Source organism: Rhizobium sp. NFACC06-2 (assembly GCF_900101425.1).
Classification (GTDB): Bacteria; Pseudomonadota; Alphaproteobacteria; order Rhizobiales; family Rhizobiaceae; genus Agrobacterium; species Agrobacterium leguminum.
In genome coordinates this window covers 48310-73462 of sequence record NZ_FMVA01000007.1, presented here as the reverse complement: position 1 = coordinate 73462, position 25153 = coordinate 48310, and the positions used below count along the sequence as shown (strand labels likewise).

23 protein-coding genes are annotated in these 25153 nt (G+C 59.8%); 13 read left to right on the top strand and 10 right to left on the bottom strand.

The genetic code is table 11. The features are described from left to right. Positions 1 to 107: 107 nt before the first annotated feature. The 5 genes from ccoG (at position 108) to gnd (ending at position 6226) form a co-directional block, all read left to right on the top strand. Positions 108 to 1691, top strand: a complete 1584-nt coding sequence (ccoG, locus tag F3H58_RS13690) for a cytochrome c oxidase accessory protein CcoG (protein WP_149742583.1) — start codon at positions 108 to 110, stop codon at positions 1689 to 1691. Further along, positions 1688 to 2188, top strand: coding sequence for a FixH family protein (locus F3H58_RS13685; protein WP_149742582.1), 501 nt, complete (start codon positions 1688 to 1690; stop codon positions 2186 to 2188). Before ccoG ends, F3H58_RS13685 begins: the two co-directional genes overlap by 4 nt. Continuing rightward, positions 2185 to 4476, top strand: a complete 2292-nt coding sequence (locus tag F3H58_RS13680; RefSeq protein WP_149742581.1) for a cation-translocating P-type ATPase — start codon at positions 2185 to 2187, stop codon at positions 4474 to 4476. Before F3H58_RS13685 ends, F3H58_RS13680 begins: the two co-directional genes overlap by 4 nt. After that, positions 4473 to 4631 carry a cbb3-type cytochrome oxidase assembly protein CcoS gene (ccoS, locus tag F3H58_RS13675; RefSeq protein ID WP_003502794.1) on the top strand — a complete coding sequence of 53 codons (159 nt, stop codon included), beginning with the start codon at positions 4473 to 4475 and terminating at the stop codon, positions 4629 to 4631. The genes F3H58_RS13680 and ccoS overlap by 4 nt, the downstream gene beginning before the upstream one ends. 164 nt (positions 4632 to 4795) lie before the next feature. Then, the gene (gene gnd, locus F3H58_RS13670; RefSeq protein WP_003525022.1) at positions 4796 to 6226 is read left to right on the top strand and encodes an NADP-dependent phosphogluconate dehydrogenase; all 1431 of its coding nucleotides are present in this window, start codon (positions 4796 to 4798) and stop codon (positions 6224 to 6226) included. Between the two features lie 69 nt (positions 6227 to 6295). Here the strand turns inward: gnd and F3H58_RS13665 are convergent, their stop codons facing one another. From F3H58_RS13665 to F3H58_RS13655, 3 genes are all read right to left on the bottom strand, one after another. Beyond that, complete coding sequence (locus F3H58_RS13665) at positions 6296 to 6622, bottom strand: RcnB family protein (protein ID WP_003525025.1); 327 nt, start codon at positions 6620 to 6622, stop codon at positions 6296 to 6298. Positions 6623 to 6812: 190 nt separating this feature from the next. Beyond that, a complete protein-coding gene (gene mgrA / locus F3H58_RS13660) occupies positions 6813 to 7844 on the bottom strand; it encodes an L-glyceraldehyde 3-phosphate reductase (protein WP_149742580.1) in 1032 nt (343 codons plus the stop codon). Positions 7845 to 7947: 103 nt separating this feature from the next. After that, positions 7948 to 10446, bottom strand: a complete 2499-nt coding sequence (locus F3H58_RS13655) for a beta-mannosidase (RefSeq protein ID WP_188128912.1) — start codon at positions 10444 to 10446, stop codon at positions 7948 to 7950. Between the two features lie 489 nt (positions 10447 to 10935). On the opposite strand from F3H58_RS13655, the gene F3H58_RS13650 reads away from it, so the two are divergent. Further along, complete coding sequence (locus F3H58_RS13650) at positions 10936 to 11988, top strand: LacI family transcriptional regulator (RefSeq protein WP_188128911.1); 1053 nt, start codon at positions 10936 to 10938, stop codon at positions 11986 to 11988. A gap of 196 nt (positions 11989 to 12184) precedes the next feature. On the opposite strand, the gene znuA is transcribed toward F3H58_RS13650, so the two are convergent. After that, positions 12185 to 13177, bottom strand: a complete 993-nt coding sequence (gene znuA, locus F3H58_RS13645; RefSeq protein WP_149742578.1) for a zinc ABC transporter substrate-binding protein ZnuA — start codon at positions 13175 to 13177, stop codon at positions 12185 to 12187. 104 nt (positions 13178 to 13281) lie between these two features. Between znuA and znuC the strand changes: the two genes are divergently transcribed. The 3 genes from znuC to zur are packed head-to-tail and all read left to right on the top strand — an operon-like array spanning position 13282 to position 15417. Next, on the top strand, positions 13282 to 14196 hold the full coding sequence (gene znuC / locus F3H58_RS13640; RefSeq protein ID WP_149742577.1) for a zinc ABC transporter ATP-binding protein ZnuC: 915 nt from the start codon (positions 13282 to 13284) through the stop codon (positions 14194 to 14196). Next, positions 14189 to 15007 carry a zinc ABC transporter permease subunit ZnuB gene (gene znuB / locus F3H58_RS13635; protein WP_149742576.1) on the top strand — a complete coding sequence of 273 codons (819 nt, stop codon included), beginning with the start codon at positions 14189 to 14191 and terminating at the stop codon, positions 15005 to 15007. The genes znuC and znuB overlap by 8 nt, the downstream gene beginning before the upstream one ends. Continuing rightward, positions 15004 to 15417 (top strand): zinc uptake transcriptional repressor Zur, encoded by a 414-nt coding sequence (gene zur / locus F3H58_RS13630; RefSeq protein ID WP_020809932.1) that lies wholly within the window; start codon positions 15004 to 15006, stop codon positions 15415 to 15417. Before znuB ends, zur begins: the two co-directional genes overlap by 4 nt. Positions 15418 to 15453: 36 nt before the next feature. On the opposite strand, the gene F3H58_RS13625 is transcribed toward zur, so the two are convergent. Both F3H58_RS13625 and F3H58_RS13620 read right to left on the bottom strand, forming a co-directional pair. Continuing rightward, the gene (locus F3H58_RS13625; protein ID WP_149742575.1) at positions 15454 to 15987 is read right to left on the bottom strand and encodes a gamma carbonic anhydrase family protein; all 534 of its coding nucleotides are present in this window, start codon (positions 15985 to 15987) and stop codon (positions 15454 to 15456) included. A gap of 33 nt (positions 15988 to 16020) precedes the next feature. Next, positions 16021 to 16710, bottom strand: a complete 690-nt coding sequence (locus F3H58_RS13620) for a fumarylacetoacetate hydrolase family protein (RefSeq protein WP_149742574.1) — start codon at positions 16708 to 16710, stop codon at positions 16021 to 16023. A 137-nt stretch (positions 16711 to 16847) separates the two neighbouring features. On the opposite strand from F3H58_RS13620, the gene dusA reads away from it, so the two are divergent. Beyond that, a complete protein-coding gene (dusA, locus tag F3H58_RS13615) occupies positions 16848 to 17858 on the top strand; it encodes a tRNA dihydrouridine(20/20a) synthase DusA (RefSeq protein ID WP_149742573.1) in 1011 nt (336 codons plus the stop codon). A gap of 6 nt (positions 17859 to 17864) precedes the next feature. On the opposite strand, the gene F3H58_RS13610 is transcribed toward dusA, so the two are convergent. Both F3H58_RS13610 and uvrA read right to left on the bottom strand, forming a co-directional pair. Then, complete coding sequence (locus F3H58_RS13610) at positions 17865 to 18665, bottom strand: DUF72 domain-containing protein (protein ID WP_149742572.1); 801 nt, start codon at positions 18663 to 18665, stop codon at positions 17865 to 17867. A gap of 56 nt (positions 18666 to 18721) precedes the next feature. Next, positions 18722 to 21643, bottom strand: coding sequence for an excinuclease ABC subunit UvrA (gene uvrA / locus F3H58_RS13605; protein ID WP_020809937.1), 2922 nt, complete (start codon positions 21641 to 21643; stop codon positions 18722 to 18724). Between the two features lie 264 nt (positions 21644 to 21907). Here uvrA and F3H58_RS13600 point away from each other — a divergent pair, with 264 nt between their 5' ends. From F3H58_RS13600 to F3H58_RS13590, 3 genes are all read left to right on the top strand, one after another. After that, positions 21908 to 22483: a single-stranded DNA-binding protein gene (locus F3H58_RS13600; protein WP_065655441.1), complete on the top strand. Its 576-nt coding sequence runs from the start codon at positions 21908 to 21910 to the stop codon at positions 22481 to 22483. Positions 22484 to 22576: 93 nt separating this feature from the next. Continuing rightward, the gene (locus F3H58_RS13595; RefSeq protein ID WP_149742571.1) at positions 22577 to 22843 is read left to right on the top strand and encodes a type II toxin-antitoxin system ParD family antitoxin; all 267 of its coding nucleotides are present in this window, start codon (positions 22577 to 22579) and stop codon (positions 22841 to 22843) included. Beyond that, a complete protein-coding gene (locus tag F3H58_RS13590) occupies positions 22836 to 23126 on the top strand; it encodes a type II toxin-antitoxin system RelE/ParE family toxin (RefSeq protein ID WP_149742570.1) in 291 nt (96 codons plus the stop codon). Before F3H58_RS13595 ends, F3H58_RS13590 begins: the two co-directional genes overlap by 8 nt. 77 nt (positions 23127 to 23203) lie before the next feature. On the opposite strand, the gene F3H58_RS13585 is transcribed toward F3H58_RS13590, so the two are convergent. Together F3H58_RS13585 and F3H58_RS13580 are read right to left on the bottom strand one after the other, a co-directional pair. After that, positions 23204 to 24352 carry a CBS domain-containing protein gene (locus tag F3H58_RS13585; protein ID WP_065655438.1) on the bottom strand — a complete coding sequence of 383 codons (1149 nt, stop codon included), beginning with the start codon at positions 24350 to 24352 and terminating at the stop codon, positions 23204 to 23206. Positions 24353 to 24484: 132 nt separating this feature from the next. Further along, the gene (locus F3H58_RS13580) at positions 24485 to 25114 is read right to left on the bottom strand and encodes a MarC family protein (protein ID WP_003525062.1); all 630 of its coding nucleotides are present in this window, start codon (positions 25112 to 25114) and stop codon (positions 24485 to 24487) included. Between the last annotated feature and the right edge of the window lie 39 nt (positions 25115 to 25153).

Below are 25153 nucleotides of genomic sequence, written 5' to 3'. Positions count from 1 at the left end.
TGGCGGCGCGTTCCCATACTGCGCCACTTTGTCGTCACTTGATGTAAGTCAAGGATGTTTCACCGGGGAGATGGGAGAAAGCAAGGAGATAAAAACGGACTCCTATCATGAACATCTATCGCGCCGGACAGGATCGCCCGCAACAGCCTGTCGAAAGGCTGGAGGCGGAAGCCGTCAATTCCGCAAAAACGCGCAAACCGCTCTACGAGGCACGCAGGAAGATTTTTCCCAAGCGCGCCGAGGGCAGGTTTCGGCGCTTCAAATGGCTGGTGATGCTGGTCACGCTCGGCATTTATTATCTGACGCCGTTCCTGCGCTGGGATCGCGGTCCCTATGCGCCGGATCAGGCGGTGCTGATCGATATCGCCAACCGGCGCTTTTATTTCTTCTTCATCGAAATCTGGCCGCAGGAGTTCTTCTTCGTCGCCGGATTGCTGGTCATGGCCGGGCTGGGGCTCTTTCTCGTGACTTCCGCTGTCGGGCGCGCATGGTGCGGTTACACCTGTCCGCAGACCGTCTGGGTCGACCTGTTTCTGGTGGTCGAGCGGGCGATAGAGGGTGACAGGAACGCGCGCATGAAACTGGATGCCGCGCCCTTCACATTCGGCAAATTGCGCAAGCGGGTGCTGAAACATGCGATCTGGCTGGTGATCGGCGTTCTGACCGGCGGCGCCTGGATTTTCTATTTCGCCGATGCGCCAACGCTGGCAAGGGAATTTGTCACGGGTCAGGCGCCGATGATCGCCTATTCGACCGTCGCCATCCTGACCGCCACCACCTATGTTTTCGGGGGGCTGATGCGGGAACAGGTCTGCACCTACATGTGTCCCTGGCCTCGCATTCAGGCGGCGATGCTGGATGAGAACTCGCTTGTCGTCACCTATAATGACTGGCGCGGCGAGCCGCGCTCGCGGCATGCCAAGAAGGCTGCGGCGGCAGGGGAGAGCATCGGCGACTGCGTCGATTGCAATGCCTGCGTCGCGGTCTGTCCCATGGGCATCGACATCAGGGACGGGCAGCAGCTGGAATGCATCACCTGCGCGCTCTGCATCGATGCCTGCGACGGGGTGATGGACAAGATCGGCAAGCCGCGCGGGCTGATCGCCTATGCGACGCTTTCCGAATACCAGTCCAACATGGCGCTCGCGACCGGCAATGGTGAGCATGCCATCCGCCCCGCCAATGTGCGCGAGGAGGACGGCAGCTTCAGGCAGAGTGTCCGCCACTTCAACTGGCGCATCGTCTTCCGGCCGCGCACGCTGCTTTACACGGCCATCTGGTCGGCGGTCGGCATCGGCATGCTGTTTGCGCTGGTGACGCGCGAGCGGCTGGCGCTGAATGTCCTGCATGACCGCAATCCGCAATATGTGCTGGAATCGAACGGCTCCATTCGCAACGGCTATACGGTGCGCATTCTGAACATGGTGCCGCAGCCACGCACAATGAGCCTGACCATCGAGGGTATTCCGAATGCGGTGATGAAGATCAACGGCATGCCGGATACGGCCGCGCGCACCTTCGAGGTGACTGTTGAGCCGGACGAGGCGACGACGCTGAAGGTCTTTGTCACACTGCCGGGCAAAGATGTTGCACGGGCGGCGGAAAATTTCGAATTCATCGTCAGCGATACGGGCGGCCATGAGACGGCCCGCTACGATGCTGTCTTCAACGCTCCGGGAGTGAAAAAATGACCGTGAACAATCGCCAGACGTCCGGTTTCACGTTCACCGGCTGGCATATGCTGGGTGTCATGCTGCTGTTTTTCGGCACCGTCATCACCGTCAACATGGTGATGGCCTGGAACGCGGTCAACAGCTGGAGCGGGCTTGTCGTGCCCAATACCTATGTGGCCAGCCAGCAGTTCAACGCCAAGGCGGAAGCCGCCAAGGCAAGGGCTGCGACCGGTATCAAGGGCAAGCTTATCGTGGATGAAAAGACGGTGCGTTACGAGGTGTTTCATCCCGACACCGGCCAGGTCGACACCGATAAGGTGACGGCGCATTTTCGCCGGCCTGTCGGGGAAAGCCAGAATTTCGACATGGAACTGACCCCGGTTTCCACCGGCCTCTTCACCGGCCCGCATGACATGCTGCCGGGCCAATGGATCGTTGAGGTTACCGCCGTCAAGGACGGCCGGATTATCGTGCATGAGGGCACGCGGATTGCCGTCATCAGGGGGCGCAAATGAGCTGCTGCGCACCGGGAACGGAAGGTTCGCTGCAACTTGGCGAGCGGATCAATCCGCCATCGTCGGAGGAATTGCTGCTGGCAAGCCGCGATCTGGGGCAGGGGCTGCGCCAGACCGACCTCAGCGTGCCGGATGTGTATTGCGGCGCCTGCATCACCACCATCGAGACCGCGCTCGACCGTCTTGGCCAAGTGGAGCGGGCGCGCGTTAACCTGTCGTCCAAACGCGTGGCGGTCGTCTGGAAAGAAGAAGTCGATGGCGTCAGGACTGACCCTTCCGAGATTGCCCGCGCCATTCTTGCGACGGGATATCGCACGCATCTTTTCGTCAGCGGGCAGGATGCCTCGGACGCCTTGCGTTCGCAGCTGATCAGGGCGGTGGCGCTGTGCGGTTTTGCTTCCGCCAATATCATGCTTCTGTCCGTCTCCGTCTGGTCGGGGGCGGATGCGGCGACGCGCGACATGTTCCACTGGATTTCGGCGATGATCGCCGCGCCGGCGCTGATCTATGGCGGGCGTTTCTTTTACCAGTCGGCCTGGAACGCGCTGAAACATGGCCGCACCAATATGGATGTGCCGATCGCCCTCGCCATCACGCTTTCCTATGCCGTTTCCCTGTGGGAGACGATCCATCACGGCGAACATGCATGGTTCGATGCGACCGTCTCGCTGCTGTTCTTCCTGCTGATCGGCCGCACGTTGGATCATATCATGCGCGACAAGGCGCGCTCGGCCATTGCCGGGCTTGCCCGGCTTTCGCCGCGCGGGGCAACGGTGATCGGTGAGAATGGAACGCGGGAGTATCGGCCGCTTGCCGATATCCAGCCGGGAATGTCGATTGCGATTGCGGCCGGGGACCGCGTGGCGGTGGATGCCGTGGTCGTCTCCGGCAGCAGCGATCTCGACATGTCCATCGTAAACGGTGAAAGCGCGCCGCGCCGCGTTACGGCAGGCGACAGCCTTCAGGCTGGCACGCTCAATCTCACCGGTTCGCTCACTGCACGGGTGACGGCATCGGCGAAGGATTCCTTTCTTTCGGAAGTGATCGGGCTGATGGAGGCGGCCGAAGGTGGGCGGGCGCGTTACCGCCGCATCGCCGACCGTGCCGCAAGCTATTATTCTCCCGTGGTGCATCTTCTTGCGCTGGTGACGTTTCTCGGCTGGGGCATTTTCGGTGGCGACTGGAAACAGGCGATGCTGATCGCCATTGCGGTTCTCATCATCACCTGCCCTTGCGCGCTTGGCCTTGCCGTTCCCGTCGTGCAGGTGGTGGCCGCCGGAAGGCTCTTCCGGCACGGCATCATGGTCAAGGAAGGCTCGGCCATGGAGCGGCTGGCCGAAATCGACACCGTGCTGTTCGACAAGACCGGCACCCTGACTATCGGTAAACCGGGGTTGGTTGAGACTGGAGATGTGAAGCCCGCGACCATTGCGATTGCAGCGGGGCTTGCCGCCCATTCGCGGCATCCCCTGTCGAAAGCCCTGCATGCTGCCTATAGCGGCGCGGTGCCGGCCTATGAGGCGGTGCGGGAAATTCCGGGCTCCGGTGTCGAGGCGGAGACGGAAGCCGGAACCTATCGGCTGGGCAATCGCCGTTTCGCGTGCCCAAGTGAAGCGAGCGTCGATAATGGCGATGCGCGGTCGGAAGTGGTGCTATCTCTCGAAGGTCGGCATCTGGCGAGCTTCGGTTTCGAGGATAATCCGCGGGCGGGTGCGGTTGCGGCTTTGCGCAGCCTATCGGTGCGGGGTCTGATGCAGGAAATCGTTTCGGGCGACCGGGCCGCAGCCGTCAGCGCCATGGCGCAGCGGCTGGGGATCGGTAACTGGCGTGCGGATCTGTCGCCGAAGGACAAGGCGGCGCGTTGCGCCGAGCTTGCGGGCGAGGGGCGGCGGGTACTGATGGTGGGAGACGGTATCAACGACGCGCCGGCGCTCGCCGCCGCGCATGTGTCCATGGCGCCCGCCACCGCCGCCGATATCGGCCGGCAGGCCGCCGATTTCGTGTTCATGCAGGAGGATCTCGATGCCGTGCCTTTCGCAATCGAAACATCGCAACGGGCCGGACGGTTGATCCGGCAGAACTTCGCGCTTGCCATCGGCTACAACATCATCGCCGTGCCGATTGCGATTGCCGGTTATGCGACGCCGATGATCGCGGCCATCGCCATGTCGACGTCCTCGCTGATCGTCGTCGCCAATGCCCTGCGGCTTGCCGGTACGGCTGAAACCGTCCGTCCTCAGAATGAAGCGAAGACCGGATTTGCAGGCGAGGGGGCGCAACTGGCATGAACATGCTGATCTATCTCATTCCCGTCGCGCTGTTTTTAGGAGCGCTCGGCCTTTTCGCCTTCCTCTGGTCGGTGCGCTCCGGCCAATATGAAGATATGGACGGGGCCGCCTGGCGGGCGCTGGATGATGGTGACGACCGGCCCCGACGATCATGAAAGGCGAGTCGGGCTTGCCGTTTTGAGCCGGCCTCGACCTGTCGCAAATATGCAAAGCTGATTTGCGTCATCAAAATTTAATCGTTTCAGTCGCGGCTAGCCTTGCCGTTTGTTCATTACAGTGCCACAACACGACCACCAAAAAGCAAGATGGAGGCACATCCGTGGAACAGGCAGAAATCGGTTTGATCGGTCTCGGCGTCATGGGCTCGAACCTGGCGTTGAACATCGCGGAAAAGGGCAACAAGATTGCCGTATTCAACCGAACCCCTGAAGCGACGAAAAAATTCTACGCCGAGGCCGGGGACTTGCAGGGACAGTTGATCCCCTGCGAAACCATCGAGGAATTCGTCGCCGCCATTCGCCCTCCGCGCCCGATCATCATCATGATCAAGGCCGGCGATCCGGTCGACCAGCAGATGGAAATCCTGAAACCCCATCTCGCCAATGGCGACATCATGATCGATGCCGGCAATGCCAATTTCCGCGATACGATCCGCCGTTTCGACAATCTGAAGGATAGCGGCCTGACCTTTATCGGCATGGGCGTTTCCGGCGGTGAAGAAGGTGCGCGCCATGGACCGTCGATCATGGTCGGCGGCACCGAGGACAGCTGGAAGCGCGTCGAGAAGGTGCTGACTTCCATTTCCGCCAAGTACAATAACGATCCGTGCGTGGCATGGCTCGGCAATGACGGCGCTGGCCATTTCGTCAAGACCATCCATAACGGCATCGAATATGCCGACATGCAGATGATCGCCGAAATCTACGGCATCCTGCGTGACGGCCTTGGCATGAGCGCCGTCGAAATCGCCGATGTCTTCGCCGAATGGAACAAGGGCCGCCTGAATTCCTACCTGATCGAAATCACCGAGAAGGTTCTGCGCGCCGCCGATCCGATCACCGGCAAGCCGATGGTCGATCTGATCCTCGACAAGGCCGGCCAGAAGGGCACCGGCAAGTGGTCGGTCATCGAGGCGCAGAACATGGGCGTCGCCGCAACCGCCATCGAGGCGGCCGTGGCTGCGCGTATTCTCTCCTCGCAAAAGGACGAGCGTGAAGCTGCCGAGAAGATCTTCGGCCTGCCGACCGTTGCGCCTGCACCGGCTGACAAAAAGGCTTTTATCGCCGATCTGGAAAGCGCGCTTCTGGCCGCCAAGGTCGGCGCTTATGCGCAGGGCTTCGCCATCATGTCGGCCGCTTCCAAGGAGTTCAACTGGAACCTGCCGATGCCGACGATCGCCCGCATCTGGCGCGCCGGTTGCATCATCCGCTCGGAATTCCTCGACGAGATCACCTCGGCCTTCACCAAGGACCCGCATGTGGCCAACCTCATCGTGACGCCTGCCTTTGCCGGCATCGTCAAGGATACCGACGCGCCGCTGCGCCGTGTCGTCTCCTATGCCGTTCTCTCCGGTCTGCCGGTTTCGGCGCTGGCTTCGGCGCTCGGTTATTTCGACGCCTATCGCCGTGGCCGCGGCAGCGCCAACCTCATTCAGGCGCAGCGCGACTTCTTCGGTGCCCATGGTTTCGAACGCACCGACGGTGTAGACAAGCCGCACGGCCCGTGGGGCAGCGGCGCCGACATTTTCTGATCGGCTGAAACAACAAACGACAAAAGGCCCGCGCGAGCGGGCCTTTTTTTGATTTCATCGATGCCTGGATTAGCGGGCGGCGGCGAGGCCGACGATCAGGCCGCTGACGGCGTTGATGAGCAGGAACTGGTTGTCGACGCGTACCCAGCGCTGGTCGCGGCGCGGTTCTGCAAGGTGGTAACGGCGGTAGTCACGACGGTCTACCATGTTGCGGCGTTCACGGGCCGAAAGGCGCTGGCCGCGATCCCAGCGGTGCTTCTTGACGATGACCTTCTTGGTGGTGACCTGACGCTCGACGGTAACACCGCGATGGCGATCGTCGTGGCGGCTTTGGGCCTGAGCCATCGGAGCGGCGAGAACGGTGGCAGCCAGAAGAATGGTGACGAACTTTTTCATGGAAGTTTCCTCTCGTGTTTCGATGAGGAGAACTTACGAATAAACGAATGAACGGAAACTGAATTTAAAATTACATTTATGTAATGGTTATTAACGGTTAGGGGAGGGAGTTAATCTTTTGTTTTGAGATTTTCGGCCCGGCTTTTGCAATGTGCAGACCGCCCGGCATAACCGGGCGGTCTCTCCTCAGTCAGACGCGTTCGGCGGATTTTGCCCAGAGGTTGATATCCGCGTCCTTGGCGTAACGATCGATTTCGGCAAGCTCTTCTGCCGTGAAATCCGGCTTGTCGAGCGCCTTCACGCAATCCTCGACCTGTTCGACACGGCTTGCGCCAATCAGCGCCGAGGTGATGCGGCCGCCGCGCAGAACCCAGGCAATCGCCATCTGCGCCAGCGTCTGGCCACGCCGCTCGGCAATGCTGTTGAGTGCACGGATGTTCTCGACATTGCGCTCGTTGAGGAAGGCCGGGTTGAGAGACTTGCTCTGCGAGGCACGGCTGCCATCCGGCACGCCGCCGAGATATTTCGTCGTCAGCATGCCCTGCGCCAGCGGCGAGAAGACGATGGAGCCGATGCCCAGTTCTTCCAGCGTGTCGACGAGACCGTCTTCCTCGATCCAGCGGTTGATCATCGAATAGCTCGGCTGATGGATGATGCAGGGCGTGCCGAAGCCCTTGAGGATCGCGGCGGCCTCGCGGGTGCGCTTCGAGTTGTAGGACGAGATGCCGACATAAAGCGCCTTGCCCGAGCGCACGATTTGGTCCAGTGCGCCGCAGGTTTCCTCAAGCGGCGTGTTGGGGTCGAAACGGTGGGAGTAGAAAATATCGACGTAGTCCAGCCCCATGCGCTTCAGGCTCTGGTCGCAGGAGGAGATAAGATATTTGCGGCTGCCCCATTCACCGTAAGGACCGGGCCACATGTTGTAACCGGCCTTGGAGGAGATGATCATCTCGTCGCGATACCCTCTGAAATCCGTCTTCAGAATTTCGCCGAAGGCGGTTTCGGCGCTGCCGGGCGGCGGGCCGTAATTGTTCGCGAGATCGAAATGGGTGATGCCGAGATCGAAAGCGCGACGGCATATGGCCTGTTTGGTCTGGTGCGGCGTGTCGTTGCCGAAGTTGTGCCAGAGCCCCAGCGAAATCGCCGGCAGCTTCAGGCCGGTCTTGCCGCAATGATTGTATTTCATGGATGCATATCGGTTTTCGGCCGGTTGCCAAACCATGGGTCTTCCTCCGCTTGCTGATGACTGGCTGCCGGAGAACCCGGCAACCTTTTGAACTGATGAAGACAGGCGTGGGTTCACCTGTCATTCCCGAGAGGGATGGTTATGCCTTTCTCCGCATGCTTTCAATGCCGGGATTGGGCGAGGATTGGCAGGTATGAAGATCGAAGATGCGGAAGTGCGGCTGGGGGCCGTCCGCTTTCGAGGTGAAGATGATGCGGCGCGTTTCGCCGGCGGCAAGATCGAAGAGATTGTCGGAATAACGTCCGGGCTGATCTGCCTCCAGCATGACAAAGAGGGCGAGACCGGTGGCGGTGACATCGATTTCGAACTGGCCGTTTTTCAATGTGCTGGTTGTGAATGTCAGGCCGGCAGGCTGAAGTTCCAGCGCCTTGTAAGTGTCGCGCACATGGTGGCCTTCGCCTGTCATGCCGTTCGAGGCGATGAAGCTCCAGGCAAGGACGGCGCCATCAGGCAGGCTGTCCATGTCGATATCGGTCAGCATGGCGGCCCTGTCGGTCGCGCAGGTGCCGTTGGCGGATTTCAGTGGCACGCGGTTGCCGTCCATGGTCAGCGCAACGATGTTCATGTCGATTTCCACATCCTCCGCCGTGTCGTTGACCATGGAGAAGCTCACCCGGCCTCCATCTTCTGAAGGGATGGCCGAGACTGTAACCGGCTGGAAGAAACGGCGGGCGGCATAATGCAGCGCTTTCCAGCCGCCGCCATAATCAAGGCTCGACCATGAGGCGACCGGCCAGGTGTCGTTTAGCTGCCAATAAAGCGTGCCCATGCAATGGGGCTTCAGCGAGCGCCAGTAATCGACAGCCGTGCGGATCGCCAGCGCCTGCTGGACCTGACTGAGATAAACGAAATTCTCGAAATCCTTCGGGAAGCGGAAATAGCGGAACATGGTGCCCGCAATCCGCTCATTGCCGCCGACATTCTTCTGGTGCAGCTCGATGACAGGAGAGGCGATGTTCATGTCCCGGTCTTCCGCGTAGGTGCGGATGACGGGCATGGATGTATAGGACTGGAACCCAAATTCGGAGCAGAAGCGCGGTTTCACCGAACGATAATTGTCGAACGACTTGTTCTCGTGCCAGACGGACCAGTAATGCATGTCGCCGGAACCATCAGCATGCCAGGCATCGCCATAATCGAGATAACCCGACGCGGGGCTCGATGGCCACCAGTGCGCTTCGGGAGCGGCTTTTTTCAGGGCCCGTTCGATGGTGCGGTTCAGGCGGTCATAGGCCACGAGATAACGGTCGCGATTGTTGCGGGATTCATCGAACCAGGTCAGCGCACCCACCAGCTCGTTATCACCGCACCAGAGCGCGATGGAGGGATGTGAGGAGAGGCGTTTGACCTGATAGTCGACCTCGTGTTCGACATTGTCGAGGAAATCATCGCTGCAGGGATAGAGATTGCAGGCGAACATGAAATCCTGCCAGACCAGCAGGCCGAGGCGGTCGCAGAGATCATAGAACCAGTCTTCCTCATAGAACCCGCCGCCCCAGACGCGGATCATGTTCATATTGGCCTCGACCGCAGAGCAGAGAAGGTCTTCGGTCTTTTCCCGGCTGGTCAGCGAATAAAGCGCATCGGCGGGGATCCAGTTGGCGCCGCGGCAGAAGATTTCCCGGCCGTTGATGCGGAAGGCGAAGCGGCTGCCGGCCTCGTCCTTGTCCGTCAGAAGCTCGATGGTCCTGAAGCCGATCTGGCGGGTCACGGTCTCATCGGGCACTTCCACAGTCAGCCCGTAGAGCGTCTGTTCGCCACTGCCGGCTGGCCACCAGAGTTCCGGATTTTCCACGAAGAAGACATGGCGCACCACCGTTTCGCCGGCGCCGACGCCGCAATCGAGCCTGAGCCTTTCGTCATTCAGCGACAGATAGACCGGTAAGCTCGCGGGGCCTTCGGCAAACAGCGTGACAGCCACATGCAGTTCCACGCCGCCTTCGACATGGTGCTGCGAGGTGACGATATGTTCGATGCGGGCTGTATCGAGGCGCTTCAGCAGGATTTTGCCGTAAAGGCCGAGCGGGGCAATCGCGATATTCCAGTCCCAGCCGAAATGGCATTGCGGCTTGCGCAGCATGTTACCATTGGCAATCGGCGAATTGCCTGGGTGATAGGGAATATAGAAAGGCTGGCGTGCCTGCCGTTCCGCACCGGCGGCGATGTTGGAATGGAAATGGATGCGGATGGTGTTTTCACCCGGCCGCACAGCCCGCGAAACATCCGGGCGGTAACGGCGGAAACAATTGTCGGCGCTCAGCACCGGGATGTCGTTGACGAAGACGATGGCGACGGTATCGAGGTAATCGATATCGAGATACCAGCTGGCATCCGCCTCATCGAGAATGAATGTGCGCTCGAGGATCCAGTCCTGCTGCGCGACCCATTGTACCGCCTTCTCATTGGCGCCGTGATAGGGATCCGGAATGATGCCCGCATTTTTGAGCGCGGTGTGAATATCGCCCGGTACGGAAAGCTGGGTGGCGTGGTCTCCTTCCACCGAGGTCAGGCGCCAGGACCCGGCCAGATCGATGACGGTTTCGGGCGAGGAAGAAGAAATCATAATCGGACCCTGCATAATATGAATTCGAAGAAGACTGGCCTGCATCATGGTGCAAGCTTGTGTCAGAATCTGGGGGGAATGGACGCTCGCAAAGCGGCTGCCTCACATTTATCCGGCTTTGCGATTTCCTCCCTTCGGCAACGTTACCGTAAAACAATCGTTCCGTCATTCCTTTGAGTGACAATCGGTACCATGAAAAATGCCGGGGAACGGCGGGTCTTGACAATGCTGTTGCATCGTCCAAAAATTATCGATTTTTATCATTTTATATTAGCGTGTTATGTGAATTTTTTTATCTATATAATGAGGAAATTCATCCAATGATATCCGGACTTTTGGCCCCGTAAGAAAAGGAACGCGGTCGGGAAATATTTTCCGGCCTATATCGTTTTAGCTGAATTAGCCGATAGCCGGACAAGACCGACCTTTGACCGCGGACCTTTGCCTTTGCAACGGAGCAAAAGCTATCTATGATTATCGTTCGGTAAAGCGTGGCGAAATGACATGAACGATACTGGCAAATCCGGCGGGAACGACATACCCGCGACCACGGGCGAGCGTCCGACCTTGAAGACAATCGCCTATATGACGGGTCTCGGCATCACCACCGTCTCGCGCGCACTGAAGGATGCGCCCGATATCGGCGCTGAAACCAAGGAGCGCGTGCGGCTGATCGCAAGGCAGATCGGTTACCAGCCAAACCGCGCCGGGGTGCGCCTTCGCACCGGTAAGACCAATGTGATTGCCCTTGTGCTGAGCGTCGATGAAGAACTGATGGGTTTCACCAGCCAGATGGTCTTCGGCATCACTGAGGTTCTTTCCACGACACAATATCACCTGGTCGTAACGCCCCACATCCATGCCAAGGATTCGATGGTGCCGATCCGCTATATTCTCGATACCGGTTCGGCGGACGGGGTCATTATTTCGAAGATCGAGCCCAACGATCCGCGTGTTCGTTTCATGACGGAGCGCAACATGCCCTTCGTCACCCATGGGCGCTCCGATATGGGCATCGACCATGCCTTTCATGATTTTGACAATGAGGCCTATGCCTATGAGGCGGTCGAGCGGCTGGCGCAATGCGGGCGCAAAAGGATCGCCGTCGTCGTGCCGCCATCGCGGTTTTCGTTCCACGATCACGCCCGCAAGGGGTTCATGAGGGCGATCAGGGATTTCGGCCTTAGCGAATTTCCGCTGGATGCCATCACCATCGAAACGCCGCTCGAAAAAATCCGCGATTTCGGCCAGCGGCTGATGCAATCCGATGACCGTCCCGACGGCATCGTTTCGATCAGCGGCAGCAGCACCATTGCGCTGGTGGCTGGTTTTGAGGCAGCCGGTGTGAAAATCGGCGAAGATATCGATATCGTCTCGAAACAGTCCGCCGAGTTCCTGAACTGGATCAAACCGCAGATCCACACCGTCAATGAGGATATCAAGCTGGCGGGCAGGGAGCTTGCGAAGGCCCTTCTGGCGCGCATCAACGGCGCGCCGCCGGAAACCCTGCAGAGCATCAGCAGCCCTGTCTGGTCTTCAATGGCGCCGAAGCCGTAAGGAGCTGCCTTTCGATTGATGGCGCGACGTCTCTTACCCAGCGATTGTCGCGCCTCGTTTCCTTATGCAGTGCTTTATATTTCAAGCGCAAGTAATTGGTGTGAAATATATATTATTCCGATCAATCACGCCTCGGCCCGTACTCCGATTCAAAGCCGGAATGACGGAGCCGGGGCGTTAGGGGCGGCAATGCGCATCAGGACAGGCAATCCTTCAGCGAGCCTGCAATGCCGCGCATCAGCTTGAAATAGAGGTCCGGGCCGGGTTCCAGTGTCGCGGCCTCCGGATCGAGCGTCGCCGATTTCGCGGCGGTGCCTTCGGTGATAACCGAAATCAGCTTAGGCTCGAATTGCGGTTCAGCGAAAACGCAGGTTGCGCCAGGCTGGCGAACCTTTTCCTGCATCTGTTTGACGCGGTCCGCACCCGGCAGGGTTTCGGGGCTGACGGTGATCGATCCCGCCGTCTTCACGCCGTAACGATGCTCGAAATATTGATAGGCATCGTGGAAGACGATGAAGGGCTTGTCCTTCACCGGCTTGACCGTTTCCCTGAGTTCGGTATCGAGCGCATCGAGGTCGTCGATCAGTTTTTTGGTGTTGGCCTGATAGGTAGCGGCATTGCCGGCATCGGCGGCGATCAGCGCGGTTTCTATCGTCTGCGCCATGGCCTTGGCATTGGCAGGATCGAGCCAGAGATGGGTGTCGTATGCGCCATGGTCATGGTCCTCGTGACCCTCCGCATGGTCGTGTCCATGATTGTGTGCGCCTTCCTCTTCAGCGTGGCCGTCATGCGCCTCATGGCCTTCATCGCCATGGTCGTGTGCTTCGAAGGGGCCGCCTTCGCGGAAGGGCAGCTTTTCCAGACCCTTTGCGTCTTCCAGTTCCACCACGGTTGCCTTGCTGGCAAGCGCTTCGAGCGGCTTTTCCAGGAATGCTTCCAGTCCCGGCCCAACCCAGAAGACCACATCGGCCTTTTCCAGCTTGCGGGCATTGGACGGTCTGAGATTATAGGTGTGCGGCGAAGCCGCGCCGTCGACGATGAGCTGCGGTTCGCCGACGCCCCGCATGATGGCGGCGACGAGGGAATGGACGGGCTTGATCGAGACCACGACATCGGGCGCGGCGGTGGCGCCGGAAGCGGCGGCCGCTATTGCCACCGATGCCATGAGCGGGATCAGGAACGATTTCATGAAATGCACTCCACTTGAAGAAGTATAGTTATGTTATTACATTTATTGCGTAACTCTATAACGTATGCAATAGCGGTAAGCAACATCGCCAAACGGACAATCCCATGCTTCATTCCGCCCATCGGGGCAAAGAGATACTGGTTTCCCTTGCCAATGCCGGCGTGCAGCGCAATGGCCGCTGGCTGGTGCGCGGCGTGGAGTTTTCCGTCAGCAAAGGCGAGATCGTCACGCTGATCGGGCCGAACGGTTCCGGCAAATCCACCAGCGCGAAAATGGCGATCGGCGTGGTGAAGCCGACCGAGGGCGAGGTTTCGCGCATTGCCGGTCTGAAGGTCGGTTATGTGCCGCAGAAGCTTGCCGTGGACTGGACCATGCCGCTTTCGGTGCGGCGGCTGATGACACTGACCGGCCCGCTGCCAGCCCGCGAAATCGATGCGGCGCTGAATGCGACGGGCATTGCGCATCTCGCCAATGCCGAGGTCCAGCACCTTTCCGGCGGCGAGTTCCAGCGCGCACTTCTGGCCCGCGCCATCGCCCGCAAGCCCGATCTGCTGGTTCTTGACGAGCCTGTGCAGGGGGTCGATTTCTCCGGCGAGATCGCGCTCTATGATCTGATAAAAAATATCAGAAATTCAAATAATTGCGGAATTCTGTTAATCTCACATGACCTGCATGTGGTAATGGCCGAAACCGACACCGTCATATGCCTGAACGGCCATGTCTGCTGCCGGGGCACGCCGCAGGCGGTGAGCCAGAGCCCGGAATATATGCGGCTGTTCGGCGGCGCCGCTGCCAAGGCGCTTGCCGTCTATAGCCACCATCACGATCATACCCATTTGCCCGATGGCCGGGTGCAGCATGCGGATGGTTCGGTGACCGATCATTGCCACCCCGAGGATGGGCACCACCATATGCATGACCACGGCCACCATCACGACAGCCATGACGAATGCGGCTGCGGCCATGAGCATGAGGGCCATACGCCACCCAGCCACGGACAGGGAGAGCGCCATGTTTGACGATTTTTTCGTTCGCGCCATGGTCGCCGGTATCGGCGTTGCGCTCACTGCCGGTCCTCTCGGCTGTTTCGTCGTCTGGCGGCGCATGGCCTATTTCGGCGATACAATGGCGCATTCGGCGCTGCTCGGCGTCGCGCTGTCGCTGCTGTTGCAGCTCAACCTCATCGTCAGCGTCTTTCTTGTGGCGTCGGCGGTTTCGATCCTGCTGCTCTTTTTGCAACGGCGGCAGGCGCTCTCCGCCGATGCGCTGCTTGGTATCTTGTCCCATTCGGCGCTGGCGATCGGTCTCGTTATCGTCGCTTTCATGAGCTGGGTGCGCATCGATCTCGTCTCGTTCCTTTTCGGCGATATTCTCGCCGTCACCCGCAGCGATATCGCCCTAATTTGGGGCGGCGGACTCGTGGTCATCGTCTCCATGGTGTTCCTGTGGCGGTCGCTGCTCGCCTCCACCGTCGATACGGAGCTGGCCGAAGCCGAGGGGTTGAACCCGGAGCGTGCAAAGCTGATCTTCACGCTGTTGATGGCGCTGGTGATCGCCATTGCCATGAAGGTGGTCGGCATCATGCTCATCACGTCGCTGCTCATCATACCGGCGGCGACCGCCAGACGTTTTTCCGCGACGCCTGAGGTGATGGCGGTGGTGGCTTCGCTGATCGGCGCGGTCGCCGTTGTCGGCGGCCTGTTCGGCTCGCTCACCTACGATACACCGTCCGGCCCATCCATCGTGGTTGCCGCGGTGATCCTCTTCGTTATAAGCCTGTTGCCGGCGCCGGGTTTTTCCCGCGCCGCGGATGAAGGAGGCAAATCATGAATGCGCAGACCCAGCAGAACCTCACCAAGAACCAGTCGCTGGTCATGAATGCCCTCTCAAACGCGCATCAGCCGCTCAGCGCCTATATGATCCTCGACAAGCTGCGGGATGAGGGTTTTCGTGCGCCGCTGCAGGTTTACCGGGCGCTGGAAAAGCTTGTGGAGTTTGGTCTCGTGCACCGGCTTGAGAGCCTCAACGCCTTCGTTGCCTGCACCCATACGCAGGCGGAGTGCTGCTCGCACCACCATGGCACGGTGGCTTTCGCCATCTGCGAATCCTGTGGGCAGGTGACGGAATTCCACGATCATGAAATCGACCACCGCCTCGAGCGCTGGGTGAAGGACAGCAAGTTCAAGGCGGAAAAGACCACCATTGAAATTCGCGGCCTCTGCGCCGCCTGCTCGGCTTAGTCTCATGGCAGGGCGGGCGTGGATGCCCGCCGTTTCCTATCCTTCGACGATCGCCAGATCTTTTGAAAAACGCTTCCAGTTTTCGATGTATTTTTCCGCCGAGCGGCGGAGCCCCGCGGCGGCCTCATCATCCAGCGTGCGGATGGCGCGCGCCGGCGAGCCGACAATCAGGGAATTGTCCGGAAATTCCTTGCCCTCCGTCACCAGCGCATTGGCGCCGACGAGGCAGTTGCGGCCGATCTTCGAGCCATTCAGGATCGTCGCACCCATGCCGATGAGCGAATTGTCGCCAATGGTGCAGCCATGCACGATGGCATGGTGGCCGATGGTGCACATTTCGCCGATGACGGCGGGAAAACCGGGGTCGCTATGCACCATCACGCCTTCCTGAATATTGGTGCCGCGCCCGATGCTGATCGGCTCGTTATCGCCGCGCAGCGTTGCGCCGAACCATATGCCGACATCCTCACCGAGCGTCACCGAGCCGATGACATTGGCATCCGGGGCAACCCAGTAGCGATCAGGCGCAGGGGTCTGCGGCACCCGGTGGGCGAGGCGGTAAAGCGGCATGGTGGTCTCCTCCCTTTTGTTTTTTTGACGGCCTCAGGCAACCGTCACGCCCAGCGTGCCGACACCCTCGACGCCGCATTCGATGCGGTCGCCACGCACGATGGGGCCGACGCCGGCCGGCGTGCCGGTCATGATGACGTCACCGGCGGCAAGCGTGAACAGCTTGGAAAGCTCGGCAATCACTTCCGGCACCTTCCAGATCATCTGGGCAAGATCGCCCGTCTGCTTGCGTTCACCATTGACGTCGAGCCAGATCGCGCCGGTAGCGGGATGGCCAATCCTGTCTGCCGGGACGATGGGGGAGACCGGTGCGGAATATTCGAAAGCCTTTGCGCCTTCCCAGGAACGGCCCATCTTCTTCAGGCCGTCCTGAAGGTCGCGGCGGGTCATGTCGATACCGACGGCATAACCCCAGACATGGTCCAGCGCCTTGGACGCCGGGATATCGGCACCGCCGCTTTTCAGAACCACGACACACTCGACTTCGTAGTGCACATTCGACGACAGCGGCGGGTAGGGGAAATCCTGACCGGCGGGCAGCAGATTGTCCGGGTTTTTCTGGAAATAAAAGGGCGGCTCGCGCGAGGGATCGTGGCCCATCTCAATCGCGTGATCGGCATAATTGCGGCCGACGCAATAGACCCGCCGTACGGGGAACAGATCGTCCGTGCCTTCCACGGGCAGGAGAACGGGTTTCGCAGCGGGGATGACGGTGGCGGCCATGTGGATTTCCTGTCGTCTTTTTCGGTGCAATTCTTGTCCCGCGATTCCGGGGCGATTTCCAGTTCAAAATGACCCTGGCTGCAAAACTGGCTTTTTACGGTCCTTTGCTGTAGAAGCCGGCGCAAAGAGGTTAATTCATGTACAGACAAGCGCTTGCAAACGGCGAAAAAATCTTCGCCGTGGCCCCCATGATCGACTGGACCGATACCCGCTGCAGATTTTTGCACCGGCAATTGTCGAAGCGCGCGCTGCTTTATACCGAAATGATCGTCGCCGACGCCATCATCCATGGCCAGCGCGACAGGCTGCTCGGTTATCACCCTGAGGAACATCCCGTTGCGCTGCAACTTGGCGGATCGGATCCGGCCAAGCTTGCCGAAGCGGTGCGGATCGCCGGGGACTACGGTTATGATGAAATCAATCTGAATGTTGGCTGTCCCTCGGATCGGGTGCAATCCGGCACCTTCGGCGCTTGCCTGATGCGCGAGCCCGATGTGGTGGCGCAATGTGTGGCCGCAATGAAGGCTGCCGCCAGCGTGCCGGTTACCGTGAAATGCCGGATCGGGGTGGATGAGCAGGAGCCGGAAGCGGTTCTGCCGGATTTTCTGAGACGGGTTGTTGCGGCGGGCGCGGACGCGGTCTGGGTTCATGCGCGAAAAGCCTGGCTGCAGGGGCTTTCGCCGAAGGAAAACCGCGAAGTGCCGCCGCTCGATTACGATCTCGTCTATCGCATGAAGCGGGAAAACCCTGATGTCTTTATCGGCATCAATGGCGGTATCGCCGATCTCGATCAGGCGAGCGGGCATCTCCAGCATATGGATGGCGTGATGCTCGGCCGTACCGCTTATCACAACACGTCCATTCTTGCCGATGTCGACCATCGCATCTATGGCGAAGAGGCTCGCCAGCCGGACTGGATGGCGCTGCGTGACGCGATGATGGCCTATGCCGCCGACTATATTGCCGCAGGCGGACGCCTCAACCACGTCACCCGCCACATGGTCGGGCTGTTTCAGGGCATGCCCGGCGCGCGCCGTTTCCGGCAAATCCTCTCCAGCGACGCCACTCGGCCGGGCGCTGGCCCGGAGGTGATCGAAGCCGCTTTTTCGGCCATCGATTTCAGCCCGACGAAAGACATGGCGGGCTAAAAGCGCTCAGATCGCCTTTTGCAGTTCCTGTGCACCAACAGGCGCGTTCACCTTGCCGCCGGTGATGAAGAAGGCGAAGACATCGCGCGGTGTCTTTTCGACCTTCCGATCCGGCGCTATCAGCGGCAGATCGTCCGGCACGCCGCCCTTCGCATAGGTCTTTACCCGCTCGGCCCAGTGGTCGATGTCCTTTTTCGGGTAACATGTCTTGATATCGTCCTCGCCCTTCTGCAGGCGGCAATAGACGAAATCGGCCGTCACATCCGGCAGCATCGGATAGTCATGATGGTCGGCGCAGACGACGGCGACCTTGTGTTTGGCGAGAAGATCGATGAATTCCGGAACCTGAAATGTCTCGTTGCGTACCTCGACGACATGGCGAAGACGGATGCCGTCCTGCTTCTCGGGCAACAGGGACAGAAATGCGCCAAAATCCTCCGCGTCGAATTTTTTCGTGGGCGCGAATTGCCAGAGGATCGGACCGAGGTGGGACCCGAGTTCCGTCAGCCCCTGCGTCAGAAACTTCGTCATCGATTCACCGGCCTCGGCCAGAACCCTGCGGTTGGTGACGAAACGGCTCGCCTTTAGCGAGAAGACGAAATCCTCGGGCACTTCGGAAGCCCATTTGGCAAAAGTTTCCGGCTTCTGGCTGCTGTAATAGGTGCCGTTCACCTCGATGGCCGTGAGCTGCCTGCTCGCATGCTCCAACTGGCGCTTCTTCGGCAATTTTTCGGGATAAAACGTGCCTTCCCATGGCTCAAAGGTCCAGCCGCCGATACCGGTGCGGATCGTGCCTGATGTCGACATATGCTGTTCCTCCTCCGGCCTTCGGCCTATCGAACCCTTGCGACGAAAGCTGTGGATTACTCCGCAGCCTCCCGTTTTCCGGCCGGCCGGCGCTCGAGAAGCTCCTTCAGGAAGTGACCGGTATAGGAACGCTCGACCTTGACGATGTCCTCCGGCGTGCCGGTCGCCACCACCTCGCCGCCGCCCGTGCCGCCTTCGGGCCCGATATCGATGATCCAGTCAGCCGTCTTGATGACTTCGAGATTATGTTCGATCACCACGACGGAATTGCCCTGTTCGACCAGCGCATGCAGCATTTCCAGGAGCTTGTTGACATCGTGGAAATGCAGGCCGGTCGTCGGCTCGTCGAGAATATAGAGCGTGCGGCCCGTCGAGCGCTTCGACAGTTCCTTGGCGAGCTTGACGCGCTGCGCCTCGCCGCCGGAGAGCGTATTGGCCTGCTGGCCGACCTTGATGTAACCGAGGCCGACATCGAAAAGCGATTGCAGCTTGTCGCGCACGGCCGGCACGGCGGCGAAGAACTCCACGCCTTCCTCCACCGTCATATCCAGCACATCGGCGATGGACTTGCCCTTGAAGGTGACATCGAGCGTCTCGCGATTGTAACGCTTGCCGTGACAGACATCGCAGGTGACGTAGACGTCAGGCAGGAAGTGCATCTCGATCTTGATGACGCCATCACCCTGGCAGGCCTCGCAGCGGCCACCCTTGACGTTGAAGGAGAAACGGCCCGGCGCATAACCGCGCGCCTTCGCTTCCGGCAGACCGGCGAACCAGTCGCGGATCGGGGTGAAGGCGCCGGTATAGGTGGCCGGGTTGGAACGCGGCGTGCGGCCAATCGGCGACTGGTCGATATCGATGACCTTGTCGATGAATTCGAAACCGTCGATGCGGTCGTGTTCGGCCGGGATTTCGCGCGCACCCATCACCCGGCGCGCCGCCGATTTATAGAGCGTCTCGATTAGGAAGGTGGACTTGCCGCCGCCAGATACGCCGGTTACGGCGGTGAAGACGCCAAGCGGCACAGCTGCGGTGACATTCTTCAGATTGTTGCCGCGTGCACCGAACACCTTGATCTCGCGGCCCTTCTTGGGCTTGCGGCGCTCCGCCGGCACGGCAACGCCGAGTTCGCCGGACAGATATTTGCCGGTCAGCGATTTTGGATTGGCCATCACCTCCTGCGGTGAGCCCTCAGCGATCACCTGACCGCCATGAATGCCGGCGGCCGGGCCGATATCGACCACATAATCCGCCGTCAGAATGGCATCTTCGTCGTGTTCGACCACGATGACGGTATTGCCGATATCGCGCAGGTGTTTCAGCGTATCGAGCAGGCGGGCATTGTCGCGCTGGTGCAGGCCGATCGAGGGTTCGTCGAGAACATAGAGAACGCCGGTGAGGCCCGAACCGATCTGCGAGGCCAGCCGGATGCGCTGGCTTTCACCGCCGGAAAGCGTGCCGGAATTGCGCGACAGGCTGAGATAATCCAGCCCGACATCGTTGAGGAAGCGCAGGCGTTCGCGGATTTCCTTGAGGATGCGGACTGCGATCTCGTTCTGCTTGGCGTTGAGGCTTTCCGGCAGTACCTCGAACCAGTCGCGCGCGGTGCGGATCGACATTTCGGTGACTTCGCCGATATGCAGCCTGTTGATCTTGACGGCGAGCGCTTCCGGCTTCAGGCGATAGCCGGCGCAGGCCGGGCAGGGGGCCGCCGACATGTAGCGTTCGATTTCCTCGCGCGCCCAGGCGCTGTCGGTCTCTTTCCAGCGACGCTCCAGATTGGGCACGATGCCTTCGAAATTCTTCACCGTCTTGTAGGAGCGAGCGCCGTCCTGATAGTTGAATTCGATCTTGTCATCGGTGCCCTGCAGAATGGCGTGCTGCGCCTCTTTCGAGAGATCCGACCACTTGCTCGACAGCTTGAAACCGAAAGCTTTGCCGAGTGCTTCCAGCGTCTGATTGTAATAGGGCGAGGAGGATTTGGCCCAGGGAGCGATGGCGCCGTCGCGCAGGGTACGGGCGGGCTCCGGCACGATCAGGTTTTCATCCACTTTCTGCTGCGAGCCGAGGCCATCGCAGCTCGGGCAGGCGCCGAAGGGATTGTTGAAGGAGAACAGCCGCGGCTCGATTTCCGGAATGGTGAAACCGGAAACGGGGCAGGCGAATTTTTCCGAAAACAGCACCCGCTCATGGGTTTCGTTGAGCGACTTGTTGGCGGAGCCGCCAGCGGCGGTTTCTTCCGGCGGCAGGGGCTTGTCGGCGAATTCGGCAACCGCCAGACCATCGGCGAGCTTGAGGCAGGTCTCGAGACTGTCGGCAAGGCGCGCGGCCATATCCGGGCGCACCACCGCACGGTCGACCACAACGTCGATATCGTGCTTGTATTTCTTGTCGAGGGCGGGCACGTCGGCGATTTCGTAGAACTGGCCATCCACCTTGACGCGCTGGAAGCCCTTCTTCATCAGATCGGCGAGTTCCTTTTTATATTCGCCTTTGCGGCCGCGCACCATCGGCGCGAGAATATAAAGACGTGTGCCTTCCTCGAAAGCGAGGATGCGGTCGACCATCTGGCTCACCGTCTGGCTTTCGATCGGCAGGCCCGTGGCCGGCGAATAGGGGACGCCGACACGTGCGAACAGCAGGCGCATATAGTCGTAGATTTCAGTGACCGTGCCGACCGTGGAACGCGGATTGCGCGAGGTGGTCTTCTGCTCGATGGAGATCGCTGGCGAGAGGCCGTCGATCTGGTCGACATCCGGCTTCTGCATCATTTCCAGGAACTGGCGCGCATAGGCCGAAAGGCTCTCGACATAACGGCGCTGACCTTCGGCATAGATCGTGTCGAAGGCAAGCGACGACTTGCCCGAACCGGAAAGGCCGGTCATGACGATCAGCTTGTTGCGCGGCAGGTCCAGATCGATGCCCTTGAGGTTATGCTCGCGGGCGCCACGGATGGAAATCGTCTTCAGTTCACTCATGACAAGGCTCGGACAAAAATAACAGGCTTGATGGCAGCGCGTCCTTATGTAGTGACGCAGCCGGATGTGTCGAGGTCTATTCCCAATCGGTCGCAGCTTTTCGGAATGCTTGACTCGAAATCTGCGATTTAATAGAACAAAAAAGGAACGAATTGCAAGCGCGAATGTCTGCTCCCGCAGCTTAAGATTATTCTTTGTGGATAGTTCCATGCTTGCGGTGCCCTTTGCGGGCGGCGGCAGCTATTGTGTGGCGAATTTTTTGAAATGCAATTGCCGGTCATGATGGCCGGCGGACAGGATGACGAGATGGCTGGTAGCGTAAACAAGGTAATTCTGATCGGGAACGTGGGCGCCGATCCCGAAATCCGCCGGACGCAGGATGGCCGCCCCATTGCCAATCTGCGCATTGCCACCTCGGAGACCTGGCGGGACCGCAACAGCGGCGAGCGCCGCGAGAAGACCGAATGGCACACCGTCGTCGTCTTCAACGAAGGCCTGTGCAAGGTCGTCGAGCAATATGTCAAGAAGGGCGCCAAGCTCTATATTGAAGGCCAGCTGCAGACGCGCAAATGGCAGGACCAGACCGGCAACGACCGTTATTCCACTGAAATCGTGCTGCAGGGCTTCAACTCCACGCTGACGATGCTCGATGGTCGCGGTGAGGGCGGTGGCCGCAGCGGCGGCGATTTCGGCGGCGGCAACGATTATGGCAGCGGCGGCGGCTCCAGCTATGGCGGCGGTTACGACCAGCAGTCCTCGTCGCGCGGCGGCTCTTCCCGTGGCGGCGGCCAGCCTTCCGGCGGCTTCTCCAACGATATGGATGACGATATTCCGTTCTGACTCTGATATCGAGGAAACTATCACAAGTCGGAATCTTTGTGATTTTTTCATATTCTCTGGTATCTTGGGAGGACTGACGGGAGATTTACACACATGGCGACCATGACCGTTTCCTTGCCAGATCCCATGAAAGAATGGATCGAGACCCAGGTCCTGACAGGCGAATATGCCAGCGTTAGCGACTATGTGCGCGATCTGGTGCGTCGTGACCGGGCGCGGCGGGGGCAGGAGTTCAGCGTTGATGAGCTTCGCCAGATCGTCGCGGATTCCCGCGCGAGCGGCATCGGTTCCCGCAGTATGGATGATCTGTTTGCGGAAGCCGAACGGATAACAGCGGCACGTGGAGTTGTGCGTGAATAGCTATCGGCTGACTAAACAGGCCGAAAGCGAAATTCTCGATATCTTTATCTATGGCGTTGAACAGTTCGGATTGAGACAGGCACATTTTTACAAGAATGAAATGGAAAGCTGTTTCCAGTTGCTTGGCGAGAATCCGCGCATGGGACGTCTTGCCCCGGCGATTGGGGAAGGTGTGCGCCGACATGAGCATGGAAGCCATATCGTCCTCTATGAAATTGACGGTTCAGGCGTCCTCATTCTCACGGTGGTGCATGGTAGAAGCATCCGCCGCCTGAAGCTTTGACGCTTTCGGGTAGCGGTTGACGTCCCTGGAATTTTTCAGCGTGTGTTCTTACCGTTCATTGGCTTGAGTGCTGCCGCTTATGCCGCCACCTTGTCGGCCAGCATCGCGACCATGACATCGGATTGCGACACGATGCCCACCATCTTGCCTCTGGCGTCGATGACCGGCAGGTAGTGCAGTCCTTCTTCGGCAAAGCGGATGATGGCCTCTTCGATTGCCGTTTCAGGCCGTACGGTTCTGACCGGCGATGTCATGATGTCCTTGACGGTATCGTTGGGGGCGCTTGCGCCGGAGAGGATGAGGCGCAGCCGCTGCAGGAAACCGATGGAGGGACGGCCGTTTCTCCAGCTTGCCTTTTCCAGAAAATCCGTCTGGGTGACGATGCCGACGATCTCCGCTTTATCGTTGGTGACCGGCAATGCCTTGAAATGGTGGCTGTGCATCAGCGCGTGGGCGTGTCGCAGACTGTCATCGGGCGCAACACCGACGACATCGCGCGACATGACGCTGGCGCAATCGAGATGCAGCGCACGGCGACGCCAGGAGCGCAGTTCGGTCTTGCGTAAAATGGTTTCGAGCTCGTCACGGTCGATATCGAGGACCTGGTCATATTCCTTCAGCACCTCGTCGAGGTCGTTGGAGGAAAAGCCGATTTTCTGGATGGGGGTCGGATCGGTGGTGCCATGGGCGGCCTTGCCGAGCTTCAGGCCGTGTGGGTAGGCGCGGCCGGTGGCATTGTTATAGGCGAGGGCCAAGGCAAGAAGGATCAGCGAATTTCCGGCGACCGGCCACAGCAGAAAGCCATAACCGAGGCTGTGAACGGCAGGGCCGCCGAGAACGGCGGTCAGCGCCACAGCACCGCTTGGCGGGTGCAGGCAGCGCAAAGCCATCATCGCGGCGATGGCAAGACTGATGGCAAGCGCGCTGGCAAGGAATAGATCCGGAACCAGCAACGCCACGGTTACGCCCACGAAGGCCGAAACGAGGTTGCCGCAGAGGATCGACCAGGGCTGCGCCAGCGGGCTGGAGGGCACGGCGAACAGAAGCACGGCCGAAGCGCCCATCGGCGCGATCATGGCGGGCAGGGTGGGATCGAAACGCAGAGCGAGACTTCCCAGAAGGCCGGTCAGCAGAATGCCGACAAAGGCGCCGGTTGCGGAGCGCAGCCTTTCCCTGTTGCTGACGGGTGCGGCATCCGGGATGAGGCGACGCAGCGTGGAACGCATGGAGATAACTTTCGAATCCGAAAAAACATGCGTCTTTTAGCCGAAGCGGCGGTCGGATTTAAAGGGAGGATTTTCCGGCATTTCAGCGGTTGGCGGGAATTTATTGCGCAGGCACCGCCAAAGGTCGGCCTTTCAAAAAGCGAAGGCCGATTTTATGCCATCGACCACGAATTGCACGGAAAGGGCGGCAAGCAGCACGCCGAGCAGACGGGTCAGGATCGCGCGGCCGGTATTGCCGAGAAAACGGTCCATCCGTTCCGAGACGATCAACGCGGCATAAACGAGGGCCATGGCGAAAGCGAGGATCAGGATGAGCACCAGCATCTCGACGGTGGTTTTCATCGAGCCGGCAAGTAGCACGGTGGCGGAAATGGCGCCCGGCCCGGCGATCAGGGGCAGCGCCAGCGGAAAGACCGCCAGATTGTGGAGGTGGTCTTTGGTGATGGCGATCTCGGAGGTCTTTTCCTTGCGCTCCTGGCGTTTTTCGAAAATCATCTCGAACGAGATCCAGAACAGCAACAGGCCGCCGGCGATGCGGAAAGCGCCGAGCGAGATGCCAAGAAGATTGAGGATGGCAAGGCCGAAGAGCGCGAAAACGGCGAGAATGCCGAAGGCAATGATGGAGCCGCGCAGCGCCACCTGGCTGCGCTGGTCGCGCGTCATGCCGGCGGTCAGCGCCAGAAAGACGGGGGCAAGGCCCGGCGGATCGAGCGTGACCAGAAGTGTGGTAAGCGCGTTGATGAGCGTTTCGCTGCTGGCCATTCTTTCCCCGTCTTATCTGTTTTTAGGGCGGAGCCTACG